Raw genomic sequence first — 15680 nt, 5'->3', positions numbered from 1 at the left:
ACTAAGTTAGCTATTGACTTTAATCAAATTATACTTCTTAGCTATTTCTTCATTGACTACAATAACATCACTTTTCCAAATTGTATTGTGATATGCTAAGTTTCTTTTTAATGCATTTAAAATAGGTACCAACCATTCTTCCTTGTGATTTTTAATAACTAGAATGAATTTAAAATTTAAAATACTATTATCTAAATCTAAAAACTTACTACTTATTTCATTGTAATGATTATTTTTTCCTAAAATAGCTGAATAATATAAATTAAAAGAATGTATAAATTTATCAGTAATTTCTTCTATATATTTGTTGAACTTTTCCACTTTCTCTTCACTATCTTGTATTGGCTTCGGCGAACTAGATTTTGCTTCTATAAAATCTAGCTCATTTTGCTTTCTCATAAGAATAAACTCTACAACTTTAATTCTATTACCTATTTTGTCATGTAACTTAGAGATTTCAATTCTAAAGACCCTATCATCCTCATATGCCCCAAAAATCATACCAGATTCACTTATTTCAATCATTACTCCATCGCCCTTTCTATTTCGTCTTCATATAATTGAATAAAAGTATCTCTGATTTGATTATGCTTTAAATTATCTAGCTTAGTACTACATTCATATTCAACACCATTATCAGTCCGATATAATGAAAAATACATAATTTCATCATTATCTGAACGTTTAACATCAAAATATTTTGATAAAATATAATCATGAGTTGTAACAAAAATCTGAACTCCTATTGTTTGTAATTTAATTAATATTTCAACTAAATCAGGTATAAATTTAGGATTAATATTAGCTTCCGGTTCATCCCAAAATAAGATGCTTTTATTATTAATTAATCCATTCCGTATCAACTGCCATAATATCCCTATTTTTCTAATCCCTTCTGCTTCCATTGAAAATTCAATTTTTAGTCCATTGTTCTTTAAAATATAAAATGTATCATTTTCATATATCACTTCTCCTTCTATGATATTTGATATATGATTTAAAATTTTCATATTTAGATCATCTAATCTCTTACTTTTGCCAAGTTCTGACTTTGAAATAATATCAATTAAAGTTCTATCAAACGGAATATGTCTTTCACGTTCTAATGCTAAAAAACCTTTAGAATGTGATAGCATTTCTTTTGCTGGTATAAATACTGAATCGATATCATAATAAGCACTACTAAAATTTCCATCATTATTGCAATAAGATTGTGCGTTGTCAAAATCAATATTAATTATAAATTCTTTATTTTTATTTCTTCTAAAATAATGTGGTACTGTTTCAACATCTGTATTATGTGTAAATATATCTTCCCAAAATCGCATCATAGATTTATCATATTTTACCGAAAGAGGAGCATACATCATTTTCATCAAATGAGTTTTGCCAGTACCATTTTCCCCAATAAAAACATTTATTCCTTTACAAAACTTCATATTTAAATTTTCAAATACAGTAAAATTCTTAACATCAATATTTTTTATATACAAACTACCATCTCCTTAATAACTTACTTTTTTCTTTATTATAACCTTTTATTTTTATTTAAGAATATATAATATTTATATATTTATTATAATTATTCTATTAATCAAAATAAACCCACAAAAATCTAAATTTTAGATTTTCGTGGATTTCATGTCTAATAACTATAATTTTGATACAATTTAGCGGCTTATTAATTAAAATTAATATTATTAATATCGCTAAATGATATGTATTTCTGCTAAAAGGTGCATACCTTACAGTGATATATTTACACCTGCTAGCTGCACCGACTGGATAGGCTGAATGTCTTTGCGGTTTTTACGAGCAAGGAAACATATCTATAGCCTTTTTCTTGTTTGAGCCTTTTGTGGAAATATGTCCGTATATAAACACTCAGAAAATTTTATTATACTCTATTAAATATTCAGACAAAAAGACAGTAAATTGTGATCCGATGCATAAGTTTCAACAACTCCGTTAAACACAATTTTATTATCAAACTCTGTTCTGTTCCTTACAAAAATACGATCAATTGTCGTTTGTGCTGGTTTGAATGTAATCATATCATCCGTCACTAAATCTCTGAATGATTTGTTATCCTTCAGTTCGGCAATCCATATGGAATTATTAAAATCACCTATAATAATATCGATGTCGTCACCCATACAACACTCTTTGATACTATTTTCGATATCCTTATCGGTGTTTTGAAAACTAGTAATTTGAAGATTTTTATTACAAAGTTTTATATTCTTATTTTCCATTGATATAATCTTATTTGTATTTGGGAAATTTTTATCGTTACCTTGATCAAAAACCGAAACTTCCCAATTACTATTTTTTAAAGTAATTGCTACAACATTACTTCTAACTTTTTTAAAGTCGTCATTTCCATGTATCATATATTCTCCATTAGGAAACAATTCCTGCACATTAACATATATATTATCAACAAATTCCTGCAGAAAAAATATATCATCTTTATTTTTCAATTTAGTCTGAACAATTTCTTTTATTGGCGTTTTAAAATCTATATTTCTCGGATTATAGTATACCAAGCCTTATCACTTTCATCAAAATACCAGACATCTTGCAATGCATACCCATTATCATCAAATATATACCATTCTCCATCAATCTCTTTCCAATCATTTTTGAAAGTGTAATAATATTTATTTATAGGATCTGGGGAATACCACCATCCCACATCATTTTTGTTCCATCCTGCCTTCCACTCACCATCACTAGAATTATCAGCGCTAACTAATCCATTAACAATAGCTCTTGCAATAACTTCTGGATCATATTTATCTGCATCATCACTATCAGCAAATAAACACTCAACTAGAATAGCGGGCATAACAGTTTTATTAAGAACAATAAGATTTCTTGTTTTTACTCCTCTATTAGGTAAATTCAGAGTGCTTGATAATTCATTGCTTACTTTAGAAGCATATTGATTAGCTACTTCTGACTTCCCAAATACTAATACTTCAGGCCCACTGCCTCCTCCTGCATTAATATGAATTTCAACATAAAGTTTTATATCTTGTGTCTTTGCTATTTCATTAGCTTGAATATGCAAAATGATTACTTTAATTCATAACTCTTATATTGAAGTTGGAGGTTTATATGGATTTTGATTATGTTGAAACTTTAGTTACCAGATGCAAGGGTAATGATGAAGAGGCAAAAGAAAAATTAGTTTATGATGAAATGTGTGACTATGATGATTTAAAATTAGCCCTTAAGAATTTAAATGAAGAGGAACTTGAACTTATAGATTTTGTATTCTATAAAAATTACACTGTAAAGGAATATGCTTATTTTAAAAATATGTGTTACTCTACTGCTATTCAAAGAAATAAAAACATATTAATGAAAATCCTTAATAATATTTCATTGTATTAAGGGTAAAAGAGTAACAGCTCTAAGGTTAATCCTTGGAGCTGTTATCTTTATATAATACAAATATTTCATTTACCTATTCAAAACTAAAATTGTTAACAAGCTCTGTAGTTTTCTCTACATAACTATCAGCAACTTGATCTATTCCATTATAAATATATTTTAATTGTCCAAGTCCTTTAAGGCTTCAGACTGCTGATAAAGTGTTAGCAGTCTTTAGTTTTCTATATTTATGCAATATAATATAGTATTTTACTCAATGGAAAAAGGACTTATGAGTGGAAAAAATCTGTATTTTGATTCAACGCTTTATATTTCAGTAATTACCGGCAAGACCATAGGTTTTCTTTTCATTTTTGTATATACATAAGTATTTACTTCTCTTCTTATGGCACTCTTAATTTCTGACCACCCAGTTACATCATTATCCAGGCATCTTTCTACACTCTTAGAAACTATTCTCCTAATCTCTCTCATTAGCTCTTCTGAATCTCTAACATATACAAAGCCTCTTGTAATTATATCTGGACCAGATATTACGGTTTTACTTTCTTTATTTATAACAATAACTACTGTTATAATACCATCCTTTGCTAAATTCTTTCTATCTCGAAGTACAATATTTCCTATATCACCTACACCTAAGCCATCTATAAGAACTCTACCTGCTGGTACCTTGTTAGTTATTTCAGCTTTATTTCTAGCTAATTCTAATACATCCCCTATTTCTAATATAAAAATATTCGATTTATCCATACCCATATTTTCTGCAATCTTAGAATGACTTAATAAATGCCTATATTCACCATGTACAGGTACAAAAAATTTAGGTTTTAATAGTGCCTGAATTAATCTAAGCTCTTGCTCACAAGCATGGCCTGAAACATGTATATCCTCTATTGCTTCGTATATTACCTTAGCACCTTTTTCTGTTAAATCATCCACAACACTCGATACAGCCTTTTTATTACCTGGTATCGGTGTTGATGATATGATAACTGTATCTCCCTTTTCTAGTTGAATACTCCTATGATTGCCTGCTGCTATTCTTGTAAGTGCTGCCATTGGCTCACCTTGGCTTCCAGTCGTGATTATTGTAACTTTATTATCTGGATATTTTTTAACGTCATTTAAATCTATTATCATTTCTTCTGGTATAAATAAATATCCTAGTGACATAGCAACTTCAGATATTCTTTCCATGCTTCTTCCACTAAATGCAATCTTCCTACCATTTTTTATAGAAGCATTAGCAATCTGCTGCACTCTATGAATACTTGATGCGAAAGTAGCTACTATTACTCTTCCATCTGCCTTAATAAATAGATTATTTAAAGTTTCACCTACAGTCTTTTCCGACATTGTATAACCTGAACGAGTAGCATTAGTACTATCAGCCATTAAAAGCAGTACTCCTTTTTTTCCGAGCTGTGCATATCTTTGCAAATCTATAATTTCTCCATCAATTGGAGTAAAGTCAATTTTAAAATCACCAGTATGAACAATTATTCCTATAGGTGTATGCAAAGCAATTGACACACTATCTGCTATACTATGATTTGTTCTAATAAATTCAATATTGAAATTGCCTGTTTCTATTATATCACCTGGTTTAACCATATTTAATGTACAATCACTAAGAATATTATGCTCTTCTAATTTACTTTCAATTAATCCTAAAGTTAACTTTGTAGCATAAATAGGAACATTAATTTGTTTCAAAACATAAGGTAATCCACCTATATGATCTTCATGTCCATGAGTTATAAAAAATCCCTTTATCTTATCCTTATTTCTTTGTAAATACGTTATATCAGGAAGTACAAGGTCGATTCCAAGAAGTTCTTCATCCGGAAACGACATTCCACAATCTATAATTACTATCTCATCTTCATATTCAAAGACAGTTAAATTTTTTCCTATTTCCCATAGCCCTCCTAGAGGTATAATCTTTACTTTGCTTTTTATTTTGCTTTTATTTATCATTTTATCTCCTAACTTGTAACTAAGTGCATAAATATATTCTAAGATTCAATTGAAGTTCTTCTAATAGAAATACAACTCCACTTACTTGTATCTTAGAAGAATCTGTCCACTTAAGTGGCACAATATTCCTTCAAGATGAAGCTTGTATATGCAAAGATACAATGAACTTTTGAGTACAAAAATAGAACTTAATTATCATTAAATTTTTTGTGCTATAAATTTTTCATAATTCCGAAGAGCAATACATACTGTTAAAAGCTTTCACTTTTATAAAAGTTATTTTGTCTAAGCATTTAATTAATAATAATTAATTTTGCAAAGATTAAAAATATCTTACAGTATCTGCGCCTTAATATTTTTATGTAATATTTTGATTATCATAAAAAAACTTGAATAAATACAAATTTAATCACTTATATTTATTCATCTTTTTTTATTATTAAATTATGACTAACTTTACACTTCTTACTAAATATTATCATTAATATTCCTATATAGTCAATTTATATTTATGCTATCATTCAATTCTAATCTGAATCTAAGATGAATAAGGTTTACTTATTCATCTTTAATATTAAAGATTTTATCTCTATTTCAAAATGATTTATACACTTTTTCTATATATTTCACCACATTTTCTAATCCTTTTTCAGACTCAATAATATTTTTGATTTCTTTAGCATTTCTTATATATTCTTTATTTTCCATGTCCTTAAATGCCTTTATTAAATCAACTGATTCTAGATTTTTTTCTTTTAAAGTACCTACTGAATACCCTTTTGAAAACAATCTATGTGCCCAGAATGCCTGATCCACTGTAAATGGAATTATTAACTGAGGTACCCCGCTTAAAACTCTATCCTTCCAACTCTTAACTTCTTTAAATAGAAGCGGACTAATTGGATATACTACTGGAATATCTTTTCTGTTTACTTGAAATGAAAGCTCTCCAGCCTTTCTCTTTTTTAAATGAAGTGATTCACTTCTAAAATCTTTAATTTCTTTTATTTCTTATTCAAAACTAAAATTGTTAACAACCTCTGTAGTTTTCTCTACATAACTATCAGCAACTTTATCTATTCCATTACAAATATATTTCAAGCTACATCCTTGGCATTTATCTAATATCCCATCCTCTAACAAAGAACATTGAAGTTCATCATTAAAAGTAGAATTTCTAATTGCTAAAGCAATCTGCTTTTTATCAAAAACTTCTCCTTCTTCTGGATTAAGTTTAATTTCATCTCGAATCATTTTTACAACACACTCCAATAATTTATTTACAGCTTTAAAATTTAGCCGCTACTATTATGGATATATGTTTTATACTGTAACATAACATTAAAATCATGATTAAATTTGTATTTTTACTCTCCTAGCCCGCATTTTACAAGCAAATTCTTAAATTCTTAAATTCTAAAGAATATATATTCTTAAAATCTTACATTCTAAAATTCCTTAATTCTTAAATTCTTTAATTCTAAAAAATTTATATTCTCAAATTCTTTAGAACTTTAGAATCTCCAATAAACAGCCATATATCCTTTAAGAGAATACATAAAAATACTGATTAAAAAACACCAAGGGAGGTTATATAATTTATGGCTAGAAGAAAAACATCAAACGTTCCTAAAAATGATTTTGAATATGATGAAGGTGAAGTATATGGATTTACAAGTGAAACTCCTATAGCTGGTGACTGCATATCTTCCTTCTCTTTTGATGATTCTGATAATAATATTATTCAAACTAGCTCTGATAGTAAATCTAATAATAATTCTATTCAAGAAGGTCCTAAAAACAATACTCAAGCTAATACTGCTTCAACTATTAACAGCAATTTTGAAAATAATATAACTAACTCCATAGAAATAAAAAATACTTTAAGTTCTACAGAAAATATATTTGACAATAGAAGAACTCCTCTTCCTAATGGTGCTGCTCCTGCCATTGATGGTGAAACTCCAACTATTAAGAGAAGCTACACCCTTAGAAGTTCTACCATAAGAAAAATAAATGAATTAAAAAGCATCCATCCAGATATCAATATATGTGTCAGCACCATAGTTGATATTGCCATAGACCATTATCATAACTACATTGTAAATGAAGGTGGCACTCAATAATCTAATTTATTTTATCTATTTTAATTTCAGATAATTATTTATTTCCTAAATATGAACTAATATATTTTATTTCATATATCCATTATAGGAGGTGATGGATTTATGGAAGTAAATGAATTAATTAACCTTATTGTTAATAATGGTTTTCCTGTGGCGGTATCTGCATATTTGCTAATACGATTAGAGAAGCAAATTGTTAGCTTAGTAAGTTCAATTAATAAGTTAAGCACCCTAATATCAGCTAAACTTGGTGTTGCTATTGATACAGAGAGTTCTACTGATGATTCTCATAAAGTAGCATGAGTAAAAAGGCGATAAGCATTTTCTTAAGTACTTATCGCCTTTAAATTTGTTTGTATTCGAACACCGAAACTTAAGTAGTTTAATTTGAATTTAAATTATAAAATGATGCGCAAATTAAGAAAGATGCGTATTAATTTAGAAAAAGTAATGTTTATACTCTATAGAATAAACATTAAAAATATTAGTGGATATGCTTTTAAACTATCGTCAATTTAATTAACGCCTTTACATTATTCCAAATGTTATAATCAACCCTTTTAGCCAATTTCCAAAATTTCAAAACAGCCCTTTTATTATTCATATACTTTATTAATGCCACTAGATTGAAGGCTCAGCCTTTAATCTTTCAGCAGACTAAGAATAATCTCTGAAGAAAGTGTCAATGTAATATCAAGAAGCAGAGCTGATTGATATTACATTGACTCTTTTTGAATTAAAATTTAAGCCTAAAGTTAATGAATCCTCCTTAATAAAGGAAACATTAACTTTCATTATCTTATTATCTATTTCCATCCCAAATTTATATCTGCGTGTGCAGCATTATCTATACCACCAGAATACATCCTCAATCTATAGCAACCACTTCTCTAACATTTACTGCATTAACTCTCGTATTACCTTCTTGCGCTCCATCGGATACCCAAATAAAGGACTAGTCTAATGCTTAGAAATTATTGACTCATATGAGGTTGGAGCTTGCCGTAAAACTCATATAAGTCTAGAATTTCTTGCTGATGACCTGTCCTTTTTTGGGTGATGGCTAAAGCGCCCAAATAAAGTATATAAATAGTAAATTATATACTAGTAATAACGTATATACCTATAACATCATATATAACAATACATAATTAAAACTATAAAAACTTATATAAAATACACTCCTATAAATTGGCGTAGCTAAAAAGAGCACCAATTGCTCTTTTTAAATTCATTCCTTGCTGCCGCAGGCTACAACAAGACATTGAGAAGTGCAAGCCATATAGATAAAATATATAATTTCTAAATGCGCCATTAAACATTTATAATATATTTTATTCTAATATACGCATCAGCTTGTACTTCTCTTCCTTTGTATGAGCATTGGCGAGTTAAAATAAAAAGATATTAATTACTTTAAGCTGAGTATAATATATGCGAACCCAAAAACCTTAGTTAAGAGGTTCCTTATCTCGTACATTGTCTATTGCTTAAAGTATATTAATATCTTCCTTTTTATAATAGTGAAAATGTTGAAATCAATTAAATTATGAATTTTATTAATTAGAACTTATATATTCGTTAAAATATATTTATTTAAATTTAAATAGAATCTTATTTCTCCTCTGTAGCCAAGTATCTTTTAGAAACTTTCATATGATTAATATTTAAAAAATTTTAAATATACCATTAGCTTTCTTTATATTCCTGAATATAGACAGAATCACCATAACCGATGCACTAATACATAAATTAATACCTTTTATAGCTTAAAAATATATTAACAGATTAGTCTACAATTTCGAGCCACATGTTATTTACAATTATATAATTTTTACTTGCATAATATTTGAAATTATACTTCCTTACTTTTAACAAGTATATCTCCAGTTTTTAATTCGTTATTACATTTTACTGTAAAAATCATTTGTGGACGATTCGCACTTTCTATGATTTCCCCATTTTCTTTTCTCATATCTTCGAGCTTTATAAGTTTATTCTCTCCTAATATAGCTAACACTTCCACAAAATCTCCATTATAAACTTTATTTCTTTGCTGAATGGTTGCAATATGCATCTCTCTATTATAGTCCTTAACTATCCCTACCATATCATAATTATGTATATATGCTGAGGTTTCATAATTTTGTCTTACTTCTTCATCAAAATAAAAACCAGTTGTATATGGCCTGTGACTAGGCTTTTCCAGTTCTTTCATCCATCTTGGATCATATTTATAATTCTTAGGATCTTCAATATATTTATCAATAGCCTGCCTATACGCCTTTACTACAGATGCTACATAATATGCGCTCTTCATTCTACCTTCGATTTTAAGAGAATTTATACCAGCTTCAATAAGTTCTGGGACATGCTCTATCATGCATAAGTCCTTTGAATTCATAAAGTACATTCCATTATCACTTTCATTAACTTTGTCATAATTCCCTTGTTCTTTTTCTTCATAAAGATGATATTTAAATCTACAAGGCTGTGTACATGTTCCTCTGTTAGAATCTCTGCCTGTTATGTAATTTGATAATAAACATTTACCTGAAATCCCCATACACATTGCTCCATGAACAAAAGCTTCTATATCACAGGTTTCTGGTAGTTCTTTTCTCATTGTCTTTAACTCTTCAAGGCTCATCTCTCTTGCTGCTACAATTCTTTTAACTCCAGCCTTATGCCAAAATAAAGCTGATTTATAATTTAAATTGCTAGCCTGAGTACTTAAATGTATTTCAAGATCTGGTGCAACAGCCCTAGCTATGCTAAAAATACCCGGATCAGCAATAAGTACTGCATCCACACCTATTTCATATAGTTCAGCTATATATTCTTCAATGCCAACTAAATCATCATTATGTGGAATTATGTTTAATGTAACATGAACCTTTCTTCCTCTTGAATGTGCATATTCAAGTCCTTCTTTTAATTCTTCTATTGTAAAATTATCTGCTGATGCTCTTAAGTTTAATTTACTTCCACCAAGATATACTGCATCAGCTCCAAAATTTATAGCTGTCTTAAGCTTCTCCAAATTTCCTGCTGGTGCTAAAAGTTCTGGCTTATTCATATTTGTTTTCTCCTTATCTCTTATGAAACTACTATCTGTACTAGTACATTTCCATTCTTCTATTTTAAGTATTATTAGAGCTAAAACTAACACAATTGCTGCATACAATATAGCATTTTCACCAAATTTTAGTGTTAATATCCCTCCACCAAAAGCTCCAAATATAAATGAAAAAATTATTATGAAGTAGCGTATTGCTTTAATAGCTTCGTTTATATCTTTTTGTGTAACAGCAATATAGGCTGCTTGAGAAGCTGACGCAAATTGCCTGTTGACATAGTCGTAGCATATGGAGAATCAACAAGCTTACGGAATGAAGATACTTGTATAGATGCAACAAAGGAAATTATAACTGTCACAACAATATTAGAAATATTATTTGGTATAAACCCAACAATAATAATAGTTAAAATTTCAATAATCAAAACTATTTGTGTCTAGTCTGTTAAAAATAACTTTGCCGAATATTTTTTTATTGATTCAACTGTAATTACTCCAGTTATACAAGCCAATATAGGTGGAATATGTAATATTGCCTCTTTAAATTGACCATTAGCAGCACATGTTCCAAGTAGTACAATATTTCCCGTTTGTGCATTAGCAAAAACTCCATCTCGCCCAACAAATGTATAGGCGTCTAAAAAACCACCAACGATTGCAAGAAGTATACCTAATCTAACAGATTCATGAATTTTATGGTTAGAATGTAGACTTCCTTTTTACTTATTGTGTTACTAATTTTGCTTTCCAACCATTGCAACCTCCTATGAATTACAAATTTCCGAGTAAACTTCTGGTCTTCTTAAACTCATATATGGTTTCTCATTTCTAGATTTAGCTGATTCATTTATATCAATGTCAGCATAAATTAACTGTTCCCTATCATCTGCCTTGATTACTATATCCCCATTTGGGTCTACTACTATGGATTGTCCTGCAAAATCCATATCATCCTCTTTACCAGCTCTATTGCACATAGCTGTAAAAACGCTATTTTGCATTGAAGGAATTCTCACTTCCCATTCAAACATTTCTAAAGGCTCACTTTTTACATTAGCAGTAGGTATTATTATAATATCAGCTCCTTCTAAAGCACATACTCTAAAACTCTCTGGTAAATGCCTGTCAAAGCAGACTATAATTCCAATTTTCCCCATTGGCGTATCATAAACTTTAAATCCAGTATCAGATGGATGATAATAATCCTGTTCATAAAATTGATGACATTGAGCTATATGAACCATTTTTGAAGTACCTAATATTGTTCCATCACTATTAATAACTAATGATGCATCAAAACACTTTCCATTTTCTTTTAAGTATACATTAGGAATTGAGATTATTTTAAATTCTCTAGATTTTTCTTGGATTTTCTTAATTTTCTCATCTGTAATAGAAATAGCATAATTAGAAGCATCTAGCCCCTCGTACTGTGGAAAGAATGGGTTTAGCTGTAATTCTGGAAAACATATAAGTTGTGCTCCATTTTGTGCCGCAATCTCAATTAAGTTTAATGTTTTCTCTAAGTTTTTATCCGGATTTTCACTAATCTCCATTTGTGCTAAAGCAATCTTCATAAATATCACCTCCATTTTAGCTTAAATGCTAATAAATATTATCTTATTATTTTTTTAGAATGAGAATCTATTTATTATCTTCGAGAATACTAACACTTGCACTTGCACCAATTCTATTAGCACCTGCATTTATCATATCCATAGCAGATTTTAAATCCTTTACTCCACCAGAAGCCTTAACTCCCATATCTGGTCCTACAACCTTTCTCATAAGTGCAACATCTTCCTTAACTGCTCCTCCAGTAGAGAATCCTGTTGAGGTTTTAACAAAATCAGCTCCTGCTTCTTTAGATATTTCACATATTTTAATTTTTTCTTCATCTGTTAAAAGACATGCTTCTATAATTACTTTAACTACTGCTTTTTTATTAGCTGCATCTACAACAGCTTTTATGTCTTCTTTAACTAACTCATAATTCTTTTCTTTCAAAGCGCCTACATTTATAACTGTATCTACTTCATTTGCACCATTTTCTATTGCCTGCTTTGTTTCAAAAGCTTTAACTTCTTTAGTGGTAGTTCCAAGTGGGAATCCAATAACTACACATGTGCTGACACCTGATCCTTTAAGTTCTTTACTTACAATTGCAACATTGCACGCATTTACACAAACTGAATCAAAACCAAATTCCTTAGCTTCTCTACAGAATTTTTTAACTTCCTCAGTTGTTGCCTCTGGTTTTAATATTGTATGGTCTATGTATTTAGCTAAATTCATAATCTACTTCTCCTTGTTTTTTATTTTGTTCTAAACTAGTTATTCAAAATCAGCATATAAGTCTGGTCTTTCACTAATACTTTCTAGTGCAGAATATTTATCTACTAATTTTCTTATCTCAACCTCTTTATTTTCAATGAATTGCTCAAACTCTTCATAACCTGAATGAACTTTTAGAAAAGCTAAATCACCAAATAAATCAGGTATTTTCTTAGCAGCTATTTCTCCATATACTTCTCCAAACTTTGCTACACCAGGTCCGACTTTCCCATTAAATAATATAGCATATACTGGTATTAAGCCATCCTCAGTTCGTTTCTTCTTTCCAATAAGGCCAATAATACCTTTCTGAGGTTGTGCACATGAATTTTGACATCCTGAAATAAGTAATTGTGGAAGTGCATTTTTTATTTCAAAAGACTCATGTTTGAAGGTTTCAATTATCGCCTTAAGCAATCCTTGAGAATTATTTATTCCAAACTTACAAATTTTAGGCCCGGCGCAAACCACTGAGTTATCTATATTAAATTTAGAAGAAAAATCTGATGTAAAATCAATTAATCTTTCTGCATCAGCTTCTTTTAAATCTCTAACAAAAAATCCTTGTGTCATTGTTAATCTTATAGATACTTTGTAATCTAAGGTTTCTAATAAATCTAATATACTATCTAAATTTTTAGTAGCCATATTTCCACTTTGCTCATGAATATATACTGAATAATATCCACATTGTTTTTGGACTATCATTCTATTTTTATACTCTTTACCCAATTGTTTTTTGTTATATGTATTTGTAACCTCTAAGTTTTCTACATTATTTTCTATATTAAGAGTTAAATCTTTTTCCGCTCTAACTTTTTCAAGCTCAATCTTAAACATTTCTCTAAAAGCTTCTTCACCTAATCTTTGTAGAACAAATCTTAATCTAGCTTTGTGTCTATTTGCCCTATCTCCTTCTCTTTCAAAGATTTGCTTCATAGCTTGTACATAATACAATGCATCATTATGATCAATAAAATCTTCAATCTTTATACCTACTCTTGGTCCGCCACCAAGTCCTCCAGCGCCGTATACCTCAAAGCCTCTTTTTCCATCAACTATTTTTGCTATAAATCCTATGTCTGTAATAGTCGCATTAACAGTATCTTTTACACTATTTGAAAAGGCTATCTTATATTTTCTAGGTAATTTAAGATTTTTAGGATCTTCCATCATATAATTTGCAACTGCCTTCATATATGGCGTAACATCAAAGACTTCGTCTACTGCTACACCTGAAAGTGGAGAACATGCAACATTTCTTATACCATCTCCTCCAGCAGCTTTTGTAGTTAAGTCGGCTTTTATTAACTCTTCTAAAACATTATTTAAATCATCTATTTTTACAGAATGAAACTGCACATCCTGTCTTGTTGTAAAACGAATTTGATTTTCTCCATATTTCTTTGCAATTTTGCTTATTGCCCTTAATTGCTCTATTGTTATACATCCACCTGGAATTCTTGGTCTAATCATATACGTCTCTGTCAGCCTTTCTTTATATATTCCCATAATAGAGCTAAATGATTTAAGATTTTCTATTTTACCTTCATTGTATAATCGTAAATTCTCTTTAAATTCATCTATACTTTTTAAAATTTCTTCAGTGATTGTTAGCACTGGTGCTGCTTTAACTGTAGCTTCACTTACAGTTTTATTTGTATTAGACATGTAAATCACTCCCCAATTTTTTAGATATTGCTTTTACTACAAGTTATTATCCTTGTATTCATATTAGTATAGTGTGAATTATATATCAACAAATAAAATATCTATCTGTGCTAGTACAGATTTTAAAACCAAAATCTATTCACTACATTTTACAGCCAATTTTTTCTCCCATAAAAACTTGAGTTTCAAATCCTCTCTGGGTTTGATCTACTATTTCTTTATCAATTTTCACTTTATCTTTTTGGAACATTATCACTATCGTAGATCCTCCAAATTTGAAATATCCTTTTTCATCACCTTTATTTACAAACACATTAGGTTTATAAGTTTGTATTATAGCACCTACACAGGTTGCACCGATTTCAATATATAATACACGTCCAAAATTTTCAGTATCGAAAACACTCCACTGTCTCTCATTTCTGCAATAAATTTCAGACACTTTACTTAATGCTATTGGATTTACAGAATAATAATTTCCTCTTATTCTAAAACTTTCTCTACACATTCCATTATCTATAAAATGATATCTATGATAATCTGTAGGACAAAGTCTTAAAATCAAACAACTTCCTTCTGAAAATTCTTTAGAAATAACTTCATTATCAATGAGTTCATTAAGTTTATATACACCACCTTTAATGTGAACGATTTTATCTAAGTTAATATTCTCATAAGCTGTTATCTTCCCATCTCCTGGTGATATTAGTGACTCACAAGCCGAATCTATTAGCCTAGCTTCTTTCTTTAACTTCCTTGAAAAAAAATCATTAAAAGATTTAAACTCATTTATTTTCTTTTCAAATATTGAAGTGTCTATATTAAAATCATTAATAAAAGAATTGATTTTCTTTCTGCTTACTTTACTATCACAAAAATATCCATAAGCTTTTGAAAAAAACCTCTTTTTAATTATTATTTGTAGCAGGCTCATTCCAACAGGTGAAGAATAAATCCAATTAATATACTTATCTCCTGCAATTTTTTCAATTTCATATTTCTTGTCTTTTCTATTATAGTACTCAATCATATCCAATCACTCCCAAACTTTCTTAAGTCACATGAACGAAAATACCATGTCAAAA

The 15680-nt window shown here is 29.1% G+C and carries 14 protein-coding genes and 2 pseudogenes; 3 read left to right on the top strand and 13 right to left on the bottom strand.

Annotated elements, in window-relative coordinates; translation table 11 throughout:
* Positions 1-6: 6 nt before the first annotated feature.
* The 4 genes and pseudogenes from F3K33_RS26350 to F3K33_RS11745 all read right to left on the bottom strand — a co-directional run.
* The gene (locus tag F3K33_RS26350; RefSeq protein WP_023975109.1) at positions 7-525 is read right to left on the bottom strand and encodes a hypothetical protein; all 519 of its coding nucleotides are present in this window, start codon (positions 523-525) and stop codon (positions 7-9) included.
* Positions 525-1493 (bottom strand): AAA family ATPase, encoded by a 969-nt coding sequence (locus F3K33_RS11755; protein WP_039773230.1) that lies wholly within the window; start codon positions 1491-1493, stop codon positions 525-527. The genes F3K33_RS26350 and F3K33_RS11755 overlap by 1 nt, the downstream gene beginning before the upstream one ends.
* 414 nt (positions 1494-1907) lie before the next feature.
* Positions 1908-2549, bottom strand: a complete 642-nt coding sequence (locus tag F3K33_RS11750; RefSeq protein WP_023975111.1) for a hypothetical protein — start codon at positions 2547-2549, stop codon at positions 1908-1910.
* A pseudogene (locus F3K33_RS11745) lies at positions 2522-3067 on the bottom strand (N-acetylmuramoyl-L-alanine amidase); the annotation flags it as partial. The pseudogene F3K33_RS11745 and the gene F3K33_RS11750, both read right to left, overlap by 28 nt.
* 56 nt (positions 3068-3123) lie before the next feature.
* Between F3K33_RS11745 and F3K33_RS11740 the strand changes: the two are divergent.
* The gene (locus F3K33_RS11740; protein ID WP_039773696.1) at positions 3124-3402 is read left to right on the top strand and encodes a hypothetical protein; all 279 of its coding nucleotides are present in this window, start codon (positions 3124-3126) and stop codon (positions 3400-3402) included.
* 306 nt (positions 3403-3708) lie between these two features.
* Here F3K33_RS11740 and F3K33_RS11735 read toward each other — a convergent pair whose 3' ends face one another.
* The 3 genes from F3K33_RS11735 to F3K33_RS11725 form a co-directional block, all read right to left on the bottom strand.
* On the bottom strand, positions 3709-5385 hold the full coding sequence (locus F3K33_RS11735) for a ribonuclease J (RefSeq protein WP_039773697.1): 1677 nt from the start codon (positions 5383-5385) through the stop codon (positions 3709-3711).
* 594 nt (positions 5386-5979) lie between these two features.
* Positions 5980-6174, bottom strand: coding sequence for a hypothetical protein (locus F3K33_RS26605; protein WP_174775792.1), 195 nt, complete (start codon positions 6172-6174; stop codon positions 5980-5982).
* Between the two features lie 222 nt (positions 6175-6396).
* Positions 6397-6639 (bottom strand): hypothetical protein, encoded by a 243-nt coding sequence (locus tag F3K33_RS11725; RefSeq protein WP_017209351.1) that lies wholly within the window; start codon positions 6637-6639, stop codon positions 6397-6399.
* Positions 6640-6986: 347 nt separating this feature from the next.
* Here F3K33_RS11725 and F3K33_RS11720 point away from each other — a divergent pair, with 347 nt between their 5' ends.
* On the top strand, positions 6987-7511 hold the full coding sequence (locus F3K33_RS11720) for a hypothetical protein (RefSeq protein ID WP_039773699.1): 525 nt from the start codon (positions 6987-6989) through the stop codon (positions 7509-7511).
* Between the two features lie 102 nt (positions 7512-7613).
* Entirely contained in the window at positions 7614-7814 is a 201-nt protein-coding gene (locus F3K33_RS11715) for a YvrJ family protein (RefSeq protein WP_039773700.1), read from the top strand.
* A 1552-nt stretch (positions 7815-9366) separates the two neighbouring features.
* Here F3K33_RS11715 and F3K33_RS11710 read toward each other — a convergent pair.
* The 6 genes and pseudogenes from F3K33_RS11710 to F3K33_RS11685 all read right to left on the bottom strand — a co-directional run bounded on the left by F3K33_RS11710 (position 9367) and on the right by F3K33_RS11685 (position 15625).
* Entirely contained in the window at positions 9367-10590 is a 1224-nt protein-coding gene (locus F3K33_RS11710) for a peptidase U32 family protein (RefSeq protein WP_039773724.1), read from the bottom strand.
* A gap of 212 nt (positions 10591-10802) precedes the next feature.
* Positions 10803-11246 (bottom strand): annotated as a pseudogene (locus tag F3K33_RS11705) (YoaK family protein).
* A gap of 108 nt (positions 11247-11354) precedes the next feature.
* Positions 11355-12167, bottom strand: coding sequence for a carbon-nitrogen hydrolase family protein (locus F3K33_RS11700; protein ID WP_039773701.1), 813 nt, complete (start codon positions 12165-12167; stop codon positions 11355-11357).
* 67 nt (positions 12168-12234) lie between these two features.
* On the bottom strand, positions 12235-12885 hold the full coding sequence (deoC, locus tag F3K33_RS11695) for a deoxyribose-phosphate aldolase (RefSeq protein ID WP_039773702.1): 651 nt from the start codon (positions 12883-12885) through the stop codon (positions 12235-12237).
* Positions 12886-12924: 39 nt separating this feature from the next.
* Positions 12925-14595, bottom strand: coding sequence for a nitrite/sulfite reductase (locus F3K33_RS11690; RefSeq protein WP_243141329.1), 1671 nt, complete (start codon positions 14593-14595; stop codon positions 12925-12927).
* 142 nt (positions 14596-14737) lie between these two features.
* The gene (locus tag F3K33_RS11685; protein ID WP_039773703.1) at positions 14738-15625 is read right to left on the bottom strand and encodes a phosphatidylserine decarboxylase; all 888 of its coding nucleotides are present in this window, start codon (positions 15623-15625) and stop codon (positions 14738-14740) included.
* Positions 15626-15680 lie beyond the last annotated feature (55 nt).

The organism is Clostridium beijerinckii (assembly GCF_008705175.1).
Classification (GTDB): domain Bacteria; phylum Bacillota; class Clostridia; order Clostridiales; family Clostridiaceae; genus Clostridium; species Clostridium beijerinckii.
The sequence above is the reverse complement of the archived record's forward strand: the minus strand, read 5'-3'. Positions and strand labels throughout refer to the sequence as shown.

Coding starts and splice junctions, on each gene's coding strand:
- F3K33_RS11685 (WP_039773703.1), bottom strand. CDS start 15,625: ATGATTGAGTACTATAATAGAAAAGACAAGAAATATGAAATTGAAAAA.
- F3K33_RS11720 (WP_039773699.1), top strand. CDS start 6,987: ATGGCTAGAAGAAAAACATCAAACGTTCCTAAAAATGATTTTGAATAT.
- F3K33_RS11690 (WP_243141329.1), bottom strand. CDS start 14,595: ATGTCTAATACAAATAAAACTGTAAGTGAAGCTACAGTTAAAGCAGCA.
- F3K33_RS11740 (WP_039773696.1), top strand. CDS start 3,124: ATGGATTTTGATTATGTTGAAACTTTAGTTACCAGATGCAAGGGTAAT.
- F3K33_RS11710 (WP_039773724.1), bottom strand. CDS start 10,590: ATGAATAAGCCAGAACTTTTAGCACCAGCAGGAAATTTGGAGAAGCTT.
- F3K33_RS11725 (WP_017209351.1), bottom strand. CDS start 6,639: ATGATTCGAGATGAAATTAAACTTAATCCAGAAGAAGGAGAAGTTTTT.
- deoC (WP_039773702.1), bottom strand. CDS start 12,885: ATGAATTTAGCTAAATACATAGACCATACAATATTAAAACCAGAGGCA.
- F3K33_RS11715 (WP_039773700.1), top strand. CDS start 7,614: ATGGAAGTAAATGAATTAATTAACCTTATTGTTAATAATGGTTTTCCT.
- F3K33_RS26350 (WP_023975109.1), bottom strand. CDS start 525: ATGATTGAAATAAGTGAATCTGGTATGATTTTTGGGGCATATGAGGAT.
- F3K33_RS11700 (WP_039773701.1), bottom strand. CDS start 12,167: ATGAAGATTGCTTTAGCACAAATGGAGATTAGTGAAAATCCGGATAAA.
- F3K33_RS11735 (WP_039773697.1), bottom strand. CDS start 5,385: ATGATAAATAAAAGCAAAATAAAAAGCAAAGTAAAGATTATACCTCTA.